Source organism: Sciscionella sediminilitoris (assembly GCF_000737195.2).
In the GTDB taxonomy this organism is placed as follows: Bacteria; Actinomycetota; Actinomycetes; order Mycobacteriales; family Pseudonocardiaceae; genus Sciscionella; species Sciscionella sediminilitoris.
Genome location: NZ_JALM01000020.1, coordinates 188,199 through 205,398, shown reverse-complemented (window position 1 = coordinate 205,398; position 17,200 = coordinate 188,199). Strand labels below are relative to the sequence as shown.

Genomic DNA, 17,200 nt, shown 5'->3' with positions numbered 1-17,200 from the left:
CCAATCAGCTCGCTCAGCCGAGTTCACCGTGCGGGAATTCGAGGGCGTTCGTGCACGCGGGCGCGGGAGAAGCCGGGGAGCTCGCCCTGGATGACGAGCACCCCGGCCCGGCCAGCGGGTGGCAGGGCGAGGTAACCGTGCGCCGCCGCGGGCCTATTCCAGCGGGCCGGTTCGCGCCTCCACGGTGCGCAACACCTCGCCGTGGCGCACGAATTCCCGGATGGCTTCGATGTCCCCGTGGAAGACCCGGTCCCCGGTGACCTCGGGGGCCGCGGAGCGGATCAGTTCCTTGACCGCCTCGCTGACCGGGGAGGGCCTGCGCGGGGCGAGTAGATCGAAAGCCTGTGCCGCGCACAGCAGCTCGATCGCGAGGATGTAGCCGAGTTTCCCGGCCGCGCGGTAGGCGGACAGCGCCGCTGAGTAGGCGTTGCTGACCGGGTCCTCCTGGTTGGCCGAGGTCGGCACGGTGCGCGCGGAGGCGGGACTGGCCATTCCCTGCAGTTCCATGCTCAGCGCCGCCGAGGTGTACTGGGCGATCATGAACCCGTTGTGCAGACCGGGATCCGGGGCGAGGAAGGCGGGCAGTTCGCTGAAGTTGCTGTTGACCATCCGGTCGGTCCGGCGTTCGGCGATCTTCGCGAGCACGGTCAGCGCGTTCGTCATGGCATCGGACTGGATGCCGACATAGGTGCTGTCGAAGTTCGCGCCCATGAGCGCGATGCCGTCCCCGTCCTCGGGCACGATGATCGGATTGTCCCCGACCGAGTCCAGCTCCTCCTCGACCACGGTCCAGGCCTGGTGCAGCGCGCGTTTCGCGCCGCCGTGCATCTGCGGGATCCCGCGCAGGCTGTAGGTGTCCTGCAGGCGGTAGTCCAGGAATTCCTCGCTGAGCGGGCTGTTCTCGGTGATCCGGCGCAGATTGGCCGCGACACCGGCCTGCTCCGGATGCCGTTTCACCGCGTGCAGCCGGGGATCGAGCGCGCGCACCGTGCCCTTGAGCGCCTGCAGGCTCAGCCCGGCGGCGATGTCCGCTGTCTGCCCGGCGAGGTTCGCGTCGTGTGCGGCGAGCACCCCGATCGCGGTCACCGAATGGGTTCCGTTGGTCAGGCTCAGCCCTTCCTTGCAGCCGAACCGGATCGGCCGCGCACCCACCCGGCGCAGCACCTCGGCGCCGTCCAGCAGTTCCCCGTCGAGCCATGCCCTTCCCTCACCGATCAGCAGCAGCGCCATGTGCGCCTCGGGACCGAGATAGCCGACCGAGCCTTCACCGGGAACGTACGGGAGCACGTCCGCGTTGAGCAGGGTGCGGATCAGCTCCAGGGTTTCCGGCCCGGTTCCGGAGTACCCCTTGCCGAGCCCGATCAGTTCCATCAGCCAGATCGCCCGCACCACTTCCCCGGGCAGCGGTTCGCCGACCGAGACCGCGTGCGAGCGCACGATGTTCGCCTGCAGTTCCGCAGCGTCCTCGGGAGCGATCACCTCGGTGAAGTTGTCCCCGAATCCGGTCGTCACCCCGTAGATCAACCGGTTCTCCGCGAGGAACCGCTCGATGAGCGCACGGGAGGCGCGCACCCTGTCCACATAGGACTCGGTGAACTCGACCCGGGCGTGATACCGGGCCACTGCCACGAATTCGGTGATCGTCACCGGTTTCTCCCCGAGTGCCACCGAGGAGATCTCGTTCGCGAACATTGCCTGCCTTTCAGTAGTCGGCGAGCCGGTCGATGACCGTGCTCGCGCGCGCGATCTCGCCGGTGAGCTGGTGGTCGGGCGCGGTGAGGGCGATCGTGTCGCGGGCGGCCGCATAGGCGCGCCCCGCGGGGACATCGGGCAACTGGGCATCGGCCAGCCACAGGGCGCGCACCGCGGCGAGCAGTTCGCAGGCGAGCATCGTGCGATAGGCGTCGATCGCGGTCGCCGTGCTGCGCGCGGCCTCGGTGGTGAAACTGGCGTGGTCCTCGAGGCCACGGGAGATCACCGCGGTGCCGAGCGTGACCGGGGCGGCGGCGTGCCGCAGTTCGGCGAGCGCGTCATGGGTGACGTATTCCAGGATCATGATCCCGGAACTGCCCGATGGCCCGCTCGCCAGGAAGGCGGGCAACCCGGTCTGCTCGGGTTCGACCAGATCGCCGAGCCGGGTCGCGGACAGTTCGGCGACATGGTGCAGCGCGGCGCGCACCCGGTCCAGCGCGAGGGCCAGGTGCGCGGTGGAGAAGTGCCCGTGGTGGAACACGGTCCCGGTTTCCCTGGAGATGAGCGGGTTCTCGGCCGCGGCGTTGATGTCGATGGCCAGCACCGATTCCAGTGCGTCGATCGCCTCCAGCGCGGGCCCCTGCACCTGCGGGAAGGCGCGCAGCCCGAACGGATCCTGCAGCCGCCGCCCGCTGACCGGGTGCTCCTCGAGGCCGAGCACCCGGCGCATGGCGGCCGCGCATTCCACCGAACCGGGATGCGGGCGCGCGGCGTGCACCTCGGCCGCGTAGGCCTCCGGGGAACCGCCGAGCGCGAGGAAGGACAGCGCGGTCACCACATGGCTGGCTCGCAGCAGCCTGCGCAGGTCGTGCCAGGCGAGGGTGACCGAGGCGAGGGTGGCCGCGTTGCTGCTGATGAACGCGAGCGCGTCGCCGGGATTGATCACGATCGGCGGGATGCCCCCGATCGACCAGGGATTCTCGCCCGCCAGGGTCAGCCCGACCTCGGCGAGCGCGGTGAGGTCCCCGGTGCCGATGGCCCCGCGGGTGTGCACCGTGGGCAGCGCCCCGACCCCGAGCGCGCTGGACAGGGCACGCAACACCCTGGGGTGCACCCCGCTGCCGCCCGCGGCCAGCTGGTTGAGCCGGATCGCCATGCAGGCGCGCACCGATTCGGGGCTGCGCGGTTCCCCGGTTCCCCCGGCGTGACTGCGCAGCAGGCGCAGCCCGTGCTCGACGGCGGACCCGCTGTCCACGATGTGGTCGCGATTGGCCCCGACACCGGTGGTCCGCCCGTAGACCGCGCGTTCGGCACCGGTCCGCTCGGCGATCTCGCTGGCCTCGCGGGCCCGTTCGATCGCGTCCTCGGCCAGTTCGACCGAGGCCTGTGAGCGGGCGATGCGCACCACGTCCGCGCACCGCAGGCCGATCCCATTCACGGTGATCCGGGTCGCCGAGGTCGGGAAGTCGTCCGCGCCCGTTCCTGCCTGCGCCTCATCCACGGCGATCTCCATCTTGACAAGTTTCCATTCATTGACCATTTTGAATGAAACACATTCTTCGGCACGAATCAAGGGTGATGACCATGGCGGTGTCCCGGCAGCCGCGAACGGGCGCCTCGACACCGTCGCGGGCGCTGCACGAGCTGCTCGCCGGCCGGACGCTGACCCCGGCGCAGCGGCGGATCGCGCAGTACCTGCTCGCGAACATCGGCGAGGCGGCGGCACTCACCAGTGGCGAGCTCGCCGAGCGGGCCGGGGTCAGCCAGCCCTCGGTGACCAGGTTCGTCTCCCTGCTCGGCTTCGACGGGTTCCCGCAGTTCCGGCGCGCGATGCGCGGCTTCCTGGAGGCCGCCGAACCCGCCGAGGAGGGCAACAAGCTGCAGCTCGGGGTGCGCGAGGACATCGCGCGGCTGGAGACGCTGCACGCCGAACTCGCCGGGCAGGAACGCCTTGCCGGGATCGCCGAGCGGCTGTACGCCTCGGTCCCGCTCGTGGTTTCCGGACTCCGGGTCTCCGCGCACGTCGCGGGCCTGTTCGGGTATCTGGCCGCCAAGATCCATCCCGATGTCCGCGTGCTCACCAACGGCGGCACCGTGCTGCTCGACCAGCTCGGGCACGCGCGCGCGGCGGGGGCAAGCGAGGCGGTGTTCTTCGCGATGCCCCGTTATCCGCGGGAAACCGCGGCCGCGATGCGGTTCGCCGGGGAACTCGGCATGCGCGTCGTGCTGATAACCGACGAACCGGTCTCGGCGATCACCGAGCACGCCGGGGATGTGCTGCACGTGGGGGTCGGCTCGGAACTCGTGTTCGACTCGCATGCCGCGATCGTCTCGCTCTCGGTCGCGCTCCTGGAGACCATCGCCGACGCCGCGGGACCGCGCGCACGGCAACGATTGGAAGGCTTCGACCGTTATGCTGCCGAGCAAGAAATCTTCACCGAGCGATAGCCAGGTGAGCACCGGTTTCGACGATGTACCGCTGAACCGGTTCCACCTCAAGATCACCGCGCTGACCTTCGGCGCGAACTTCTCCGACGGCTATCACCTCGGCACGATCGGGATCGCGCTCGCGGCCATCGCCCCGCAGATGCATCTCGGTGCCGCCTGGCAGGGGCTGCTCGGTGCCTCGGCGCTGATCGGGATCTTCGCCGGGAGTATCGCGCTCGGCTGGCTCGGCGACCGGATCGGGCGCCAATTGCTCTATCTGCTGGATTTCCTGCTGATCGCGATCGCCTCGGTGCTGCAGTTCTTCGTGACCGGTCCGGTGGAACTGTTCGTGCTCCGGCTGCTCATCGGGATCGGGATCGGTGCGGACTACGCGCTCGGGCCGACACTGGTCGCGGAATTCGTGCCACGCAAACACCGCGGCGGCATGCTCGCCTCGCTGACCGTGCTGTGGACCGTCGGTTATGTCGCCGCGTACTTCCTCGGGAACTATCTGGTGAACCTGGGCCCGGACGCGTGGCGCTGGCTGCTCATGACCGGGGCGGTGCCCGCGGTGCTCGTACTGGTGCTGCGGATCGGTACCCCGGAATCCCCGCGCTGGCTGATCAGCAAGGGCCGCATCGACGAGGCGCGCGCGATCATCGCCAAATACATCGGCAAGGGCGTGGACATCGAGGCGATCGCCGCGGAACCGAACGAGAACGCGGGCGGATACCGGGAACTGTTCGGCCGTGCGCATCTGAAGAAGACCGTGTTCGGCATCGTGTTCTACAACTGCCAGGTGATCCCGTACTTCGCGATCTACACCTTCCTGCCCATCATGCTGGTGAAGGTCGGCTTCGGGGAGGACGAATTCTTCGGCAACGCCCTGCTGAACCTCTTCCTGCTGGCCGGTGGGATCGGCGGGCTGTGGCTGGTCGCGAAACTGTCCAGGCGCAGGCTGCTCATCTGGTCGTTCGTGGTGCTGACTGCCAGCCTCGGGGTGATCTCGCTGTGGCCGGACGGGCCGATCCCACTCATCTTCGGGCTGTTCCTGATCTTCACCTTCGTCATGTCCGCCTCCTCGAACCTGGACCAGGTCTACCCGCCCGAGCTGTTCCCCACCGAACTGCGCGGTTCCGGGGTCGGCCTGCTCAACGGCGCGAGCAGGCTCGGTTCCGCCGCGGGGACCTTCCTGCTGCCGATCGCGATCTCCGGGATCGGCTTCGGTGCCTCGATGCTGTGCCTGACCGCGATCCTGCTGATCGGCACCGTCACCACGGTCGCCATGGCACCGGAGACCAGGGACCTCAACCTGAAATAGGCAGGCTGATCCGCGCCCGGGCTCCGCGGCTCTGCGGTGGTTCCACGAACTCCGCGCTGCCACCGTGCGCGCCGGCGACGGTGGCCACGATGGCCAGGCCCAGCCCGGATCCGGGAAGGGCGCGGGCCTCGGGGGCGCGCCAGAACCGCTCGAACACCTTGGACCGTTGTGCCGCGGCGATTCCCGGTCCCTGATCGGTGACCGTGATCTCGCCGGGCACCGATCGGACGGTGATCACCGAACCGGGCGGGGCGAATTTCACCGCGTTGTCCAACAGGTTCAGCACGGCCCGTTCCAGTGCGGCCGCATCACCGAGCACCGTCCACTCCGCACTGTCCACATCGAACTCGTGCTCGGGGGCGCGGATGGTCGCCCGGTGCACCGCGCGCTCCACGACCTCGTGTATGGCCACCGGCGTCCTGGCGAGCTCGGTCTCGTCCCTGGCGAGCTCCACGAGTTCCCCGATCAGCTCGCCGAATTCGGTGGCCTGCGCGGTGAGCCGGTCGAGGATCTCGGTGTGCCGCTCGGCGGGAATGGCCTTCCCGGTGCGCGCGCTGCGCCCGAGCAGTTCGATATTGGTGCGCAGACTGGTCAGTGGGGTGCGCAGCTCGTGCGCGGCATCGGTGACCAGCCTGCGCTGGCGTTGCCGGGAATCGCGCAGTGCCGCGGTCATCGCGGCGAACGCCGTGGCCAGCCTGCCCGTCTCGTCCCGCCCGGAGACCTCGATCGGGGTGTTCAGGTCCTGGGTGCGCGCGATGTGTTCGGCCGCGGTGGTCAGCCGCTGCATCGGGGACAGTGCGCGCCTGGTCAGCACCAGGCCGGTGACCGCGGCGCCGACGATGCCGAGGAAACAGACCGCGATCAGCACATCCCGCAGCCCGGCGAGGGTGTCCTCGATATCGGCGAGCGGACGGCTGTAGACGAGCACATCCCCGTTCTCGAGCGGGCGCAGCGCCAGCCGCACCGGGATGCCGGACAGCGTGCTGCCATCGCGCAGGGTGAGCCGGTCCACGCCGCGATCGCCCGGCAGCTCCTGGATCCGGGACTTCTCGGGTCCGCAACTGCGTCCGTCGGCGCGCAACAGCTCGATGTCCTCGATGAAGTTGCGCAGCGATTTGTCGACCGGGGTGGTACCGCAGAGCATGGCGGTTTCCGGGGCTTCGCGCGGTTGCGGGGGTGAATCGCTGCCATCGCTGAGCACCATGCGCTGCCGGGTGGTCTTCTCCACCAGGGTGCGGTCCAGCTGATCGCGCAGGTTGTGTTCGGTGACCAGCCAGGTCGTCAGGCTCACCCCGATCAGCGCGACCGCGACGATACAGGCACCGGTGATCGCGATCCTGTTGCGCAGCAACAGTTTCCGTTCCCGGTCGCGCATCAGGGCAGTCGCAGGATGAAGCCGACGCCGCGCACCGTGTGCAGTAGCCGCTGCGCCCCGTCCACCTCGGTCTTGCGCCGCAGATAGCCGATGTACACGTCGAGATTGTTGGTTCCGTAGTCATAGCCCCACACCCGCTGGTGCAGGTGTGCGCGGCCGAGCACTCGACCCGGCGTCTCCAGGAAACACCGCAACAGGTCGAACTCGGTCGGGGTCAGCGAGACCGGGTGGCCGCCGCGGTGCACCTCGCGGGTGCCGGGAACCAGTTCCAGATCGGCGAACCGCAGCACGGAGGGCTGCCGGTGGCCGCGGTTCTGCCGCAGCAGCGCGCGCAGCCGGGCCAGCAGCTCCTCGAGCGCGAACGGCTTCGGCAGATAATCGTCCGCACCCGCGTCCAGTCCGGTGATCCGATCGCCGAGCGCGTCCCGTGCGGTGAGCATGAGCACCGGCATCCGTTCTCCGCTCGCGCGCATCCGGCGGCAGGTCTCCAGCCCGTCGGTGCCCGGCATCAGGATGTCGATGATCGCGATGTCCGGGCGAACCGGTGCGTCCAGCCCGGCGAGCCGATCGAGCGCCTGCGCGCCATCGCTGGCCGTCTCCACCTCGTACCCCTCGAATTCCAGGCTGTGCCGCAGGCTTTCGCGCACATCCGGATCATCGTCAACCACGAGCACCCGCATTCTCCCGAGGCTACTACCGGATCCGCGGCGAGCCGGGTTCTCTCACGATCTCCACAGCGTGCGGCAAGCCTTCTCTTAGCCGCCGCCCGGCACGGTGACCGGGTGACTATAGCCATCGGGGACCGGTTGCGCATGCCGAGAATTCCGGCGATCGCGGTGATCTGCGCGCTCGCCGCCGCGTTGTACGGCTGGCGGGCCGGTGGGGCAGGGCTCGGCAACTCGTACTATGCCGCCGCGGCGAAATCGATGACCCGCGGCTGCACCGATTTCCTCTTCGGAACCTTCGATCCGCACGGCCTGGTCACCGTGGACAAACCACCGCTTTCCCTGTGGCCGCAAGCGATTTCGGTGTGGCTGTTCGGTTTCCACGGGTTCGCGCTGATGCTGCCGCAGCTGCTCGCCGGGGTGGCCACGGTCTTCCTGCTGCACCGCACCGTGCGGCGCTGGGCGGGGGAACGGGCCGCGCTGCTCGCTGCCGTGATCCTCGCGCTCACCCCGATCACGGTGGCGATCAACGGATTCAACAACCCGGACACCCTGCTCGTGCTGTTGCTCGTGGCCGCGGCCTACGCGCTGACCAGGGCGCTGGAGCCGGAGAGCGCGGGCACGAAATGGTTGCTGCTGTGCGCTTTCCTGCTCGGCTGCGGGTTCCTGGCCAAGATGCTGCAGGCCTGGATTCTCGTTCCGGGCTTCGCGCTGGTGTACCTGCTCGGGGCGCCGGTGCCGATGCGGCGACGGTTGCTCGGCCTGCTCGGTGCGGCCGTGGTGCTGTTCGTGTCCTCGTTATGGTGGGTCGCGCTGCACGACTGGTGGCCGGGCCGCAAACCCTATATGGGCGGCAGCACCGACGGCAGCGCGTGGAACCTGGTGTTCGGCTACAACGGTTTCGGCAGGCTCTTCGGTGGCGGGGGTGGTGCCGTTCCGGGTGGCGCGCCCGGACCAGGGGGACCGGGCGGAGCGGGGATGCCGGTGCCGCCCGGTGCCATCATGACCTCCGACGATCCGGGACTGCTGCGGATGTTCAACGAGGCCGTGGGCGGGCAGATCTCCTGGCTGCTCCCGCTGAGCCTGTTCGTGCTGCTGGTGATCGCGGTTGCCGCGGTGCGCGGGCGCATCCCGCGTGCGGCGCTGTCCGGCTGGCTGCTGTGGGCGAGCTGGCTGCTGCTGAGCTGTCTGGTGTTCAGCTACACCCAGGGCATCTTCCATCCCTACTACACGACCATGCTCGCCCCCGCGGTCGCCGCGATCAGCGCGGCCGGGCTCGCCTGGATGTGGCGCCGCTACCGCCGGGCGCACACCGGTTCCTGGGCGCTGCTTCCGGTGGCGGTCGCGCTCACCACGGCCTGGGCGTTCACCGTGGCCGCACGGGAACCGGACTGGCACGGCTGGGTGCGCTGGGTGGTGCTCGCGGCGGGTGCCCTCGCGGTCACCGGACTGGTGGGTGCCCGGTTCGGCACGGTACGGCCGCGGCGGATCATCCGGCCCGCCCTGGTGCTCGGCCTGCTCGCGATGCTGCTGGCCCCCGCGAGCTGGGCGGGGGCCGCGGCCATCGGCACCACGAGCGGTGGCATTCCGGCGGCCGGGCCGAACAGCAACGCACCGCAGGTGAGCAAGACCGGGAACGGAATCGTGGTGACCGGCGGAATGGGGCCCGGCGACGGCGGACTGAGCCCGGTACAGCGCCGGATGCTCGACTACGCGGTGCGGCACGGCGAGGGCGCGGCGATCGATCTCGCGATCAACAGCGGAGCTGTCCCGGCCGCGGAGTTCATCACCGGAACCGGGGCCACCGTGATCGGCATGGGCGGATTCATGGGCAGCGATGAAGTGCCGTCCGTGGCGCGGCTGCGGGACTGGGTGCGCACCGGGGCGCTGCGCTATGTGCTCGCCCAGTCCCCGAAGCGGACGCGCGGCGGGATGAGCAGCCCCGCCCAGCAACGCCGCCAGGACTGGATCACCGGGCACTGCACCGTGGTCGATCCGCGCGCCTACGGCGCTGCGGAACGGAAACAGCGACGCGTGTCCGGTCCCGCTCCGGACACGCTGTACCGCTGCGGCCGGTGAAACCAGCCGAACTCCGCTAGGCCCCGGAGAGGAATGCGCGGTACCACGCGATGGTGCGGTCCAGGGCCGTGGTGAGCGGGGTCGCGGTCACGCCGAAGGCCTCGGTGAACGCCTCGGTGACCATGATCTGGCTCGTCGTGTTCTGGTAGAAGAGCTCGGCGTACTCGGACATCAGGGTCGCGTCGAACGGGCCCGCGGGGCGCGGTTCGGTGAGCACGGCCGGCTCGAGTCGGGTGCCGAGCAGCGTGCCGATGCGATCCAGAATCTCCCTGGTCGAGACGGCGGGCGCCGCGGGCAGATGCCACACCAGTCCGTCCCCGCGCGGATTCTCGCCGAGGGTGGCCAGCCCCGCGGCCACATCCTCGATGAAGCTGTAGCTGTGCGGCAGCTCGATGTTCCCGAGCGTGACGATCTCGCCGCCGGTGATCGCCCCGGGAAACACACCGCCGCCGAGGGTGGAGTTGAGCACCCCGGGACCGAAGAAGTCCGCGGCCCTGCCCAGTGCTACCGAAACCCGCCCCTGTTCGTGCGCGGCGAGATAGACGCGGTCCAGTTCGGCCCGCATCCGGCCCTTCGCGGTGGTGGCGGTCATCGGGGTCCGCTCGGTCATCGGGGCGCCCTGCGTGTCCCCGTACGGGTAGAGCGTGTCCAGCACCACCAGCCGCGCCCCGGCCTCGCCCGCCGCGTCCAGGATCGCCTCCTGGATCCCGGGCATCAGCGCCACCTGATCCTGATAGGGCACGTTCACGCAGTGATACAGCACCGCCGCCCCGGCCACCGCCGCGCGCAACTGCTCGCGATCGGACACGTCCACGGTCACCCGCTGCACGCCCTCGATCGGCGCGCCCCGGTGGGTGCGGGCACCGAGCCGTACCCGGTGCCCGCGTCCGGCGAGTTCGGTGGCCAGTGTCGTCCCCGCGGGGCCCGCGCCGAGTACCACGTGCACATCGTTCGTCATACCGTCCTCCATAGTTATAGACTCTCTCGCTAGTTAGAGCTTATAACTACAATTGGAGGTACGCACTAAACTTGCTCTACCTCACATTCCGTGCCTGCGGTCGCCCATCACCTGCGCGCACAGCTGCGCTTCGGACTCGGCGGAGAACGGGTCCCGGTAGACCCGTAGTTCGCGCTCGGTGTCCTCGGTGATCAGGTCGGCATTGATCTGCGCGCCCGCCCCGGCCCCGGCCGTCGCGGCGGCGCCCACCTGCGCCGTCAGCTCGGTGACATTGCCCGCGGCCCAGACGCCCGGTACCTCGGTGCGCCCGCTCGCATCGGTGCGGATGTGCTCGCCCGCCCCCGAAGGGTGTTCCACCGGGTGCAGTCCGAGTCCGGCGAGGAATCCGGCGCGCGCCACCATTCGCGGACCGACCACCAGCGCCTCGCGCTCGATCACCGTGCCGTCCTCGATGCGGACCCCGGTGAGCCGGTCCTCGTGCACCTCGAGCGCGCGAACCCGGCCGGGCACCACCGCGATCCCGCGCGCGGCAAGGCGTTCGGCCTGTTCCGCGTCCGGCTCCGGCATGGTGTGGGTGAACAGGGTGACCTCGGAACTCCACTGGCGCAGCAACAGCGCCTGATGCATGCCCATCGGCCCGCCGAGGATCCCGATTGCCCGGTCGCGTACCTCCCATCCGTGGCAGTACGGGCAGTGCAGCACATCCCGGCCCCAGCGGTCCCGCAGCCCGGTCACCTCGGGGAGCTCGTCCACCAGTCCGGTGGTGACCAGCAGCCGCCGTGCCCGTACCCGGCGGCCGTCGGTGAGCGTCACCGCGAACCCGCTGTCCGTTGTGGACACCGCGGACACCTCGCCGGTTGTCACCTCGCCGCCGTAGCCGCGCACCTCCGCGCGGCCGCGGGCGAGCAGTTCCGCGGGCGGGGTCCCGTCCAGGCCGAGCAGCCCGTGCACCCCGGCCGCCGGTGCGTTGCGCGGCGTTCCCGCATCGATCACCAGCACCGAACGCCGGGCTCGCGCCAGCATCAGGGCACCGTTCAGACCCGCGGCCCCTCCGCCGATCACCACCACGTCATAGCTGTTGTTCAGCTCTCCGGTCACCTCGACCACCTCCACGGCCAGCATGCGGACGCGAGTGGAGAACGAGCAAGTTCTGTTGCTGAAAACGCAAAGTTGTGCGCGTCCGATAGCCGCTAGTCACGGTGCGGTCCGCGGTGCCAGGCTGAACGCGTGCCCCTGGACTTCGAACGTTGCTGGCGCGCGGTGGTGAGCCGCGATACCCGCTTCGACGGGCTCTTCTACTCCGCGGTGCGCACCACCGGCATCTACTGCCGTCCCAGTTGTCCCGGTGCGCCACGGCGGGAGAACGTGACCTTCTACCGCAGTGCGGCTGCCGCCCAGGCGGCCGGGTTCCGCGCCTGCAAACGCTGCCGTCCGGACGCGAGCCCCGGCTCGCCGGAGTGGGACATCCGCACCGATGTGGTCGGGCGGGCAATGCGGCTGATCGCCGACGGCGTGGTGGACCGGATCGGGGTCGGCGGGCTCGCGGCCGGTCTCGGCTATTCGGCGCGGCATCTGCACCGGCAGATGGTGGCCGAGCTCGGGGTCGGGCCGCGTGCGGTGGCCAGGGCGCAACGCGCGCACACCGCCCGGATCCTGCTCGAGACCACGGATATCCCGGTCACCGGGGTCGCCGAGGCCGCGGGATTCTCCACCCTGCGCCAGTTCAACGAGACGATCAGGGACGTCTACGCGCGCACCCCGACCGCGATCCGCTCGCAAGCGCCCGGTCGCGTGGGCGACAACGCGGGCTGTCTCACGGTGAAACTCGCGGCCCGCGCACCCTTCGACGGGGCCGGGGTACTCGCTTTCCTTGCCGCGCGGGCGATCCCGGGGCTCGAGGAGGTCACCGGGAACCGGTATCGCAGGGCGCTGACCCTACCGAACGGGTACGCGCTCGCCGAGCTGGACGTCGCGGCGGACCAGGTCACGGCGCGGCTGTATCTGGACGATCCGCGCGACCTCACCGCCGCGATCAGCCGGTGCCGACGACTGTTCGATCTGGACGCCGATCCCGTGGCCGTCTGGGAGGTGCTGCGCGGGAATCCGCTCATCGCCGCGCTCGCCCGCCCCGGAGTCCGGGTGCCGTGTCACGTCGACCCGGCCGAGCTGCTGGTGCGCGCGGCCCTCGGCGAGGCCACCGATCCCGAGCGCAGCGCCCGGATGGCGGCGCGCTTGCTGGCCGAGTCCGGGCCGGTGCTCGGCGCGCCGCCCGGAACGGTCACGCACGCCTTCCCCGGAGCCGCCGCGATCCTGCGCGCCTGCGAGCGATCCTGGCCCGGCGCCGAGGAATTCCGGGACCGCGTCCGGCGGATCTGCGCGGGAATTCGTTCCGGTGCCCTGGATCCGTCGGTGAATCCGCACCGCTGGGCCGAGGAATTGCGATCCGGTCGCTATCTTGCTGCCGCGGATACCGATTATGTGCTGTTGACCGGAACCAAGGACCCCGACGTGTTCCTGCCGGAGCACCCGTTTACCAGGGCTGCGCTGGGTAAGAACCGGATATCCACCGAAGGACTGCGGCCCTGGCGCTCGTATGCGCAGTTGTCCCTGTGGTCGCTCGCCGACAGCGATCCGTCCGCTTGTATCGCCTGAAACAACTCCTTTTCGAGGAAAGCGAATGTATACCCTTTCGAGGAAACGTGTGTCCGGCGCCGGTTTCCGGCTGACCGCGGCGGCCTTGTTCGCCCTCATCGCGGGCACCGAGATACCCACCCCGCTGTATGTTCTCTACCATTCCCGGTTCGCGCTGAGCGCCACGCTGCTCACCCTGGTCTTCGCCACCTACGCCGTCGCCCTGATTCCCGCGCTGATCGTGTTCGGCCGGTTCGCCGATCTCTTCGGGCGCAGGCGGACCCTGATGCTCGGCCTCCTCGCGGCCGCGGCCGGATCGCTGCTGCTCGCGGTGGCCCCGGATTTCGGCTGGCTGCTGGCGGGCCGCGCGGTACAGGGCCTCGCGGTCGGTACCGCGACCGGAGCGGCGACCGCGGCGCTCGTGGAAACGGAACCGCACGGGAAACCGCACCGGGCCGCGGCATGGGCGACGATCGCGGTCGCGGGCGGCGGGGCGGGCGGTCCACTGCTCGCCGGGGTGCTCGCGCAGTACGCTCCCGGACCGTACTGGCTCAGCTATGCGGTGGAAACCGTGGCACTCCTCGGGATCGCCGCCGGGCTGCTGCTGGTGCGGAACTGGCCGGAGCCACCGCGCGGGACACAGCGCTACCGGATCCGGATCCCCGCCGTCCCGGTCGGTGCGCGCCGGGCCTTCGCGCGAACCGGGCTCGTGGTCTTCACGGTGTGGTCGGTCGGCGCGCTCTACACCTCCGTGGTGCCGAGCTATGCCGCCGCGCTGCTGGGCACGGCCGATCTCGCGGTACTCGGTTCGGTGCCCTTCGCGATGCTCGCGATCGCCGCGCTCACCCAGTATCTGTGCCGCACCCTCGACGAGAACCGTGCCCAGCTGGGCGGGTTGCTGCTGCTCGGGTGCGGGCTGGCCGCGCTCGTGCTCGCGTTTCCGGAACGCTCGGTGCTGTGGTTGTCCGCCAGCGCGGTCTTGGACGGGACCGGTCTCGGGCTCGGTTTCCTCGGCGCTCAGGCGCGGTTGAACCGGCTCGCGGCGGGGAACAACCGCGCGGAGCTCGCCGCCGCGTTCAACATCTGCCTGTATCTCGGGGTCGCGCTGCCGGTGCTCGGGGTGGGGATCGTGGCGGACCTCAGCTCGCTGTTCATCGCGGTGCTGGTGTTCGCGGTGGTGATCGGCTGCCTCGCGCTGCTCGGTGTGCTCGGGATCCTGCGCGCCGCACGGACAGTTGACCTGGAGGGTGCTCCAGCCCCTAGCGTGCGGGTATGACGAAAAGACAGCGGCCGATCGGTTCGGGATTCGGTTATCGGAGCACCGCGGCGGAAGTGTTGCGCGGGCTGGATCTTTCCGGTCGGCTCGCCCTCGTCACGGGCGGCTATTCGGGTATCGGGCTCGCTACGAGCCGCGCGCTGCACGAGGCCGGTGCCACGGTGCTGGTTCCCGCGCGCCGCCCGGAACAGGCGCGGCGGGCACTGGCCGGGCTCGACCGGGTCGAGATCGCCGCGCTGGATCTGGCGGAGCAGCGCGATATCCGCGCGTTCGCCGAAGGTTTCCTGGCACAGGGGCGCGGGATCGACATCGCCATCGGCAGCGCGGGACTGATGGAATGCCCGGAAACCCGCGTGGGTCCGGGATGGGAGGCCCAGTTCGCGGTCAACCACCTCGGTCATTTCGCTTTGTTCGGCCTGCTCTGGCCCGCGCTGGCCAGGGGCGGGGGAGCGCGGGTGGTGCTGGTTTCCTCGCTGGCACACCATTTCTCGGACATCCGGTGGGCGGATCCGCAGTTCACCACCGGCTATGACCGCACGCTTGCCTACGGACAGGCCAAGACCGCGAACGTCCTGTGCGCGGTGCGGTTCGACGCGATCGGTGCCGAGCACGGGATCCGTGCCTTCGCCGTACATCCCGGCCCCATCCTGACCGGTCTGCAGCGCCATCTCAGCCGCGCCGAGATGATCGAGCGCGGCTGGGTGGACGCCGAGGGAACCGTGGTGGACCCGGATTTCAAGACGCCGGAACAGGGCGCGGCGACGCAGGTGTGGGCGGCCACCGCGCCGCGACTGCGCGAAATCGGCGGGGTGTACTGCGAGGACTGCGAGATCGCCGAACCCGCCCCGCAGGACGGCACGCTGCGCGGGGTGCGTTCCTATGCGCTCGATCCCGCCGCCGCGCAGCGTCTGGAGGAGTACTCGGCCGGGCTCATTCGACCGTGACGCTTTTCGCGAGATTTCTCGGTTTGTCGATATCCCGGTCCAAAGTGGACGCGAAGTGGTAGGCGAACAGCTGCAGCGGAACACTGAGCAGGATCGGGTCGAGTTCCGGTGAGTTGTGCGGCACCCGGATGACGGTATCGGTGAGACCGTGCGGCAGCGTGGTGTTGGTGACCGCGATGATCGGGCCGCCGCGGGCCTTGATCTGTTCCATCGCGCTGATGTTCTTGGCGAAAAGTTCGTCGTCCGGGGCCAGTACGACACTGGGCATGGACTCGTCGATCAGCGCAAGCGGCCCGTGTTTGAGCTCGGCCGCGTGGTAGGCCTCGGCGTGCACATAGGAGATCTCCTTGAGTTTCTGGGCTCCCTCGCGCGCGGTCGGCCAGCAGCGGGTGCGCCCGATGAAGAACATGTTCCGCGCGTCCGCGTAACGCCGTGCGGCCTCGGCGATCTGTTCTTCGGCGCGCAGGATCTCCTCGATCTGCCCGGGAAGCGAGCGCAGCGCGGTGACGATGCGCTGGCCGTTCGCGGTGGAGAGATCACGAACCCTGCCGAGTAGCAGCGCGAGCATGGCGAACGAGACCGACATGTTCGTGACCGCCTTGGTGGAGGCGACGGAGATCTCCGGACCGGCGTGCAGCAGCAGCCCCGCCCCGCAGGCCCGTGCGATCGCGCTGCCGACTCCGTTGACCGCGCCGATGACCCGCCCGCCCTTGCGGTTGAGCTCTTCCACGGCGGCGAGCGTGTCCAGGGTCTCCCCGGACTGGCTCACCGCGATGTAGAGGGTGTCGGACTCCACGACCGGATTGCGGTACCGGAATTCCGATGCGGGTTCGGCGTCCGCGGGAATCCTGGCCAGTTCCTCGACCAGGTTGGCGCCGAGCTCGCCCGCGTAGTAGGCGGATCCGCAGCCGAGGAACTTCACCCGGCGGATCGAGCGCAGGTCGCGCGCGTCCAGGCCGGTCCCGTCCAGGCGCACCGTGGCGAAGCGTTCGTCGAGGCGACCGCGCAGCGCCCGGGTGACCGCGTCCGGCTGCTCGGCGATCTCCTTGCGCATGAAGTCCGGGAACTCGCCGAGCTGATAGTCCTCCTCCACGACGCCGACGGTGACCGGTTGCTTGTCCGTGGGCCGCGCGTCCAGGGTCGAGGTGCGGTAGCCCTCGGCGTTCACGGTGGCCAGTTCCCCGTCGTCGAGGAAGACCGCGCGCTGGGTGTGCCGGACGAGCGCGGCCACATCGGAGGCGATGAACATCTCCTTCTCGCCGACCCCGAGCACCAGCGGGCTGCCCTGGCGGGCCACCACGAGCTCGTCCGGGCGCTGTCCGTCGAGCACCGCGATGCCGTAGGCACCCTCGACCGGGCGCAGCGCCGTGCGGACCGCATCCTCGAGCGAGCTCGCCCCGGCCTCGAGTGCCGCGGCGATCAGATGGGTCAGCACCTCGGTGTCGGTCTCCGAGGCGAACACCGCGCCCTCGGCGGTGAGCTGGGCGCGCAGGGATTCCGCGTTCTCGAAGATGCCGTTGTGCACCACCGCGATCCGGCCGCCGGGATCGGTGTGCGGGTGCGCGTTCGCATCGGTGGCCTCGCCGTGGGTCGCCCACCGGGTGTGCGCGATCCCGGTGCCGCCGGTCCTGGCCGGGTCCACGGCATCGCGCAGATCCGCGACCCGCCCGGCCACCTTCGCGATCCGCGGTTTGCCCCGGCGCCCGGAGACCGCGAGGCCCGCCGAGTCGTAGCCGCGGTATTCCAGCCGCCGCAGGCCCTCCAGCAGCAGTGGAGTGGCCTCGCGAAACCCGATGTAACCGACGATTCCGCACATGGTTCCGGTGCTCCCA

At 69.9% G+C, this 17,200-nt stretch carries 13 protein-coding genes; 6 read left to right on the top strand and 7 right to left on the bottom strand.

Features of this window, described 5'->3' with window-relative positions:
• Positions 1-153: 153 nt before the first annotated feature.
• Together AD72_RS10930 and AD72_RS10925 are read right to left on the bottom strand one after the other, a co-directional pair.
• Positions 154-1,692: an HAL/PAL/TAL family ammonia-lyase gene (locus tag AD72_RS10930; protein ID WP_031466349.1), complete on the bottom strand. Its 1,539-nt coding sequence runs from the start codon at positions 1,690-1,692 to the stop codon at positions 154-156.
• 10 nt (positions 1,693-1,702) lie between these two features.
• Positions 1,703-3,205 carry an aromatic amino acid ammonia-lyase gene (locus AD72_RS10925; RefSeq protein WP_231644786.1) on the bottom strand — a complete coding sequence of 501 codons (1,503 nt, stop codon included), beginning with the start codon at positions 3,203-3,205 and terminating at the stop codon, positions 1,703-1,705.
• A gap of 71 nt (positions 3,206-3,276) precedes the next feature.
• Here AD72_RS10925 and AD72_RS10920 point away from each other — a divergent pair, with 71 nt between their 5' ends.
• On the top strand, positions 3,277-4,140 hold the full coding sequence (locus AD72_RS10920; protein WP_031466347.1) for a MurR/RpiR family transcriptional regulator: 864 nt from the start codon (positions 3,277-3,279) through the stop codon (positions 4,138-4,140).
• 4 nt (positions 4,141-4,144) lie between these two features.
• On the top strand, positions 4,145-5,440 hold the full coding sequence (locus AD72_RS10915; protein ID WP_231644785.1) for an MFS transporter: 1,296 nt from the start codon (positions 4,145-4,147) through the stop codon (positions 5,438-5,440).
• Here the strand turns inward: AD72_RS10915 and AD72_RS10910 are convergent.
• Positions 5,427-6,815, bottom strand: a complete 1,389-nt coding sequence (locus AD72_RS10910) for a sensor histidine kinase (RefSeq protein WP_031466345.1) — start codon at positions 6,813-6,815, stop codon at positions 5,427-5,429. The genes AD72_RS10915 and AD72_RS10910 overlap by 14 nt on opposite strands.
• Entirely contained in the window at positions 6,815-7,495 is a 681-nt protein-coding gene (locus AD72_RS10905; protein ID WP_031466344.1) for a response regulator transcription factor, read from the bottom strand. Before AD72_RS10905 ends, AD72_RS10910 begins: the two co-directional genes overlap by 1 nt.
• A gap of 102 nt (positions 7,496-7,597) precedes the next feature.
• On the opposite strand from AD72_RS10905, the gene AD72_RS10900 reads away from it, so the two are divergent.
• On the top strand, positions 7,598-9,559 hold the full coding sequence (locus AD72_RS10900; RefSeq protein WP_231644784.1) for an ArnT family glycosyltransferase: 1,962 nt from the start codon (positions 7,598-7,600) through the stop codon (positions 9,557-9,559).
• Between the two features lie 16 nt (positions 9,560-9,575).
• On the opposite strand, the gene AD72_RS10895 is transcribed toward AD72_RS10900, so the two are convergent.
• Positions 9,576-10,517 carry an NAD-dependent epimerase/dehydratase family protein gene (locus AD72_RS10895; protein ID WP_031466342.1) on the bottom strand — a complete coding sequence of 314 codons (942 nt, stop codon included), beginning with the start codon at positions 10,515-10,517 and terminating at the stop codon, positions 9,576-9,578.
• An 81-nt stretch (positions 10,518-10,598) separates the two neighbouring features.
• On the bottom strand, positions 10,599-11,639 hold the full coding sequence (locus tag AD72_RS10890) for an NAD(P)/FAD-dependent oxidoreductase (RefSeq protein WP_031466341.1): 1,041 nt from the start codon (positions 11,637-11,639) through the stop codon (positions 10,599-10,601).
• A gap of 105 nt (positions 11,640-11,744) precedes the next feature.
• On the opposite strand from AD72_RS10890, the gene AD72_RS10885 reads away from it, so the two are divergent.
• Genes AD72_RS10885 through AD72_RS10875 form a run of 3 tightly spaced genes read left to right on the top strand, consistent with a single transcriptional unit; the run spans position 11,745 to position 15,368 of the window.
• Positions 11,745-13,169, top strand: coding sequence for a DNA-3-methyladenine glycosylase 2 family protein (locus AD72_RS10885; RefSeq protein ID WP_156365132.1), 1,425 nt, complete (start codon positions 11,745-11,747; stop codon positions 13,167-13,169).
• Between the two features lie 25 nt (positions 13,170-13,194).
• Entirely contained in the window at positions 13,195-14,424 is a 1,230-nt protein-coding gene (locus tag AD72_RS10880) for an MFS transporter (protein ID WP_051898484.1), read from the top strand.
• Positions 14,421-15,368 (top strand): SDR family NAD(P)-dependent oxidoreductase, encoded by a 948-nt coding sequence (locus AD72_RS10875; protein WP_031466338.1) that lies wholly within the window; start codon positions 14,421-14,423, stop codon positions 15,366-15,368. The genes AD72_RS10880 and AD72_RS10875 overlap by 4 nt, the downstream gene beginning before the upstream one ends.
• Here AD72_RS10875 and glmS read toward each other — a convergent pair.
• Positions 15,355-17,184: a glutamine--fructose-6-phosphate transaminase (isomerizing) gene (gene glmS, locus AD72_RS10870; RefSeq protein ID WP_031466337.1), complete on the bottom strand. Its 1,830-nt coding sequence runs from the start codon at positions 17,182-17,184 to the stop codon at positions 15,355-15,357. The two genes, AD72_RS10875 and glmS, sit on opposite strands and share 14 nt — an antisense overlap.
• Positions 17,185-17,200: the final 16 nt, after the last annotated feature.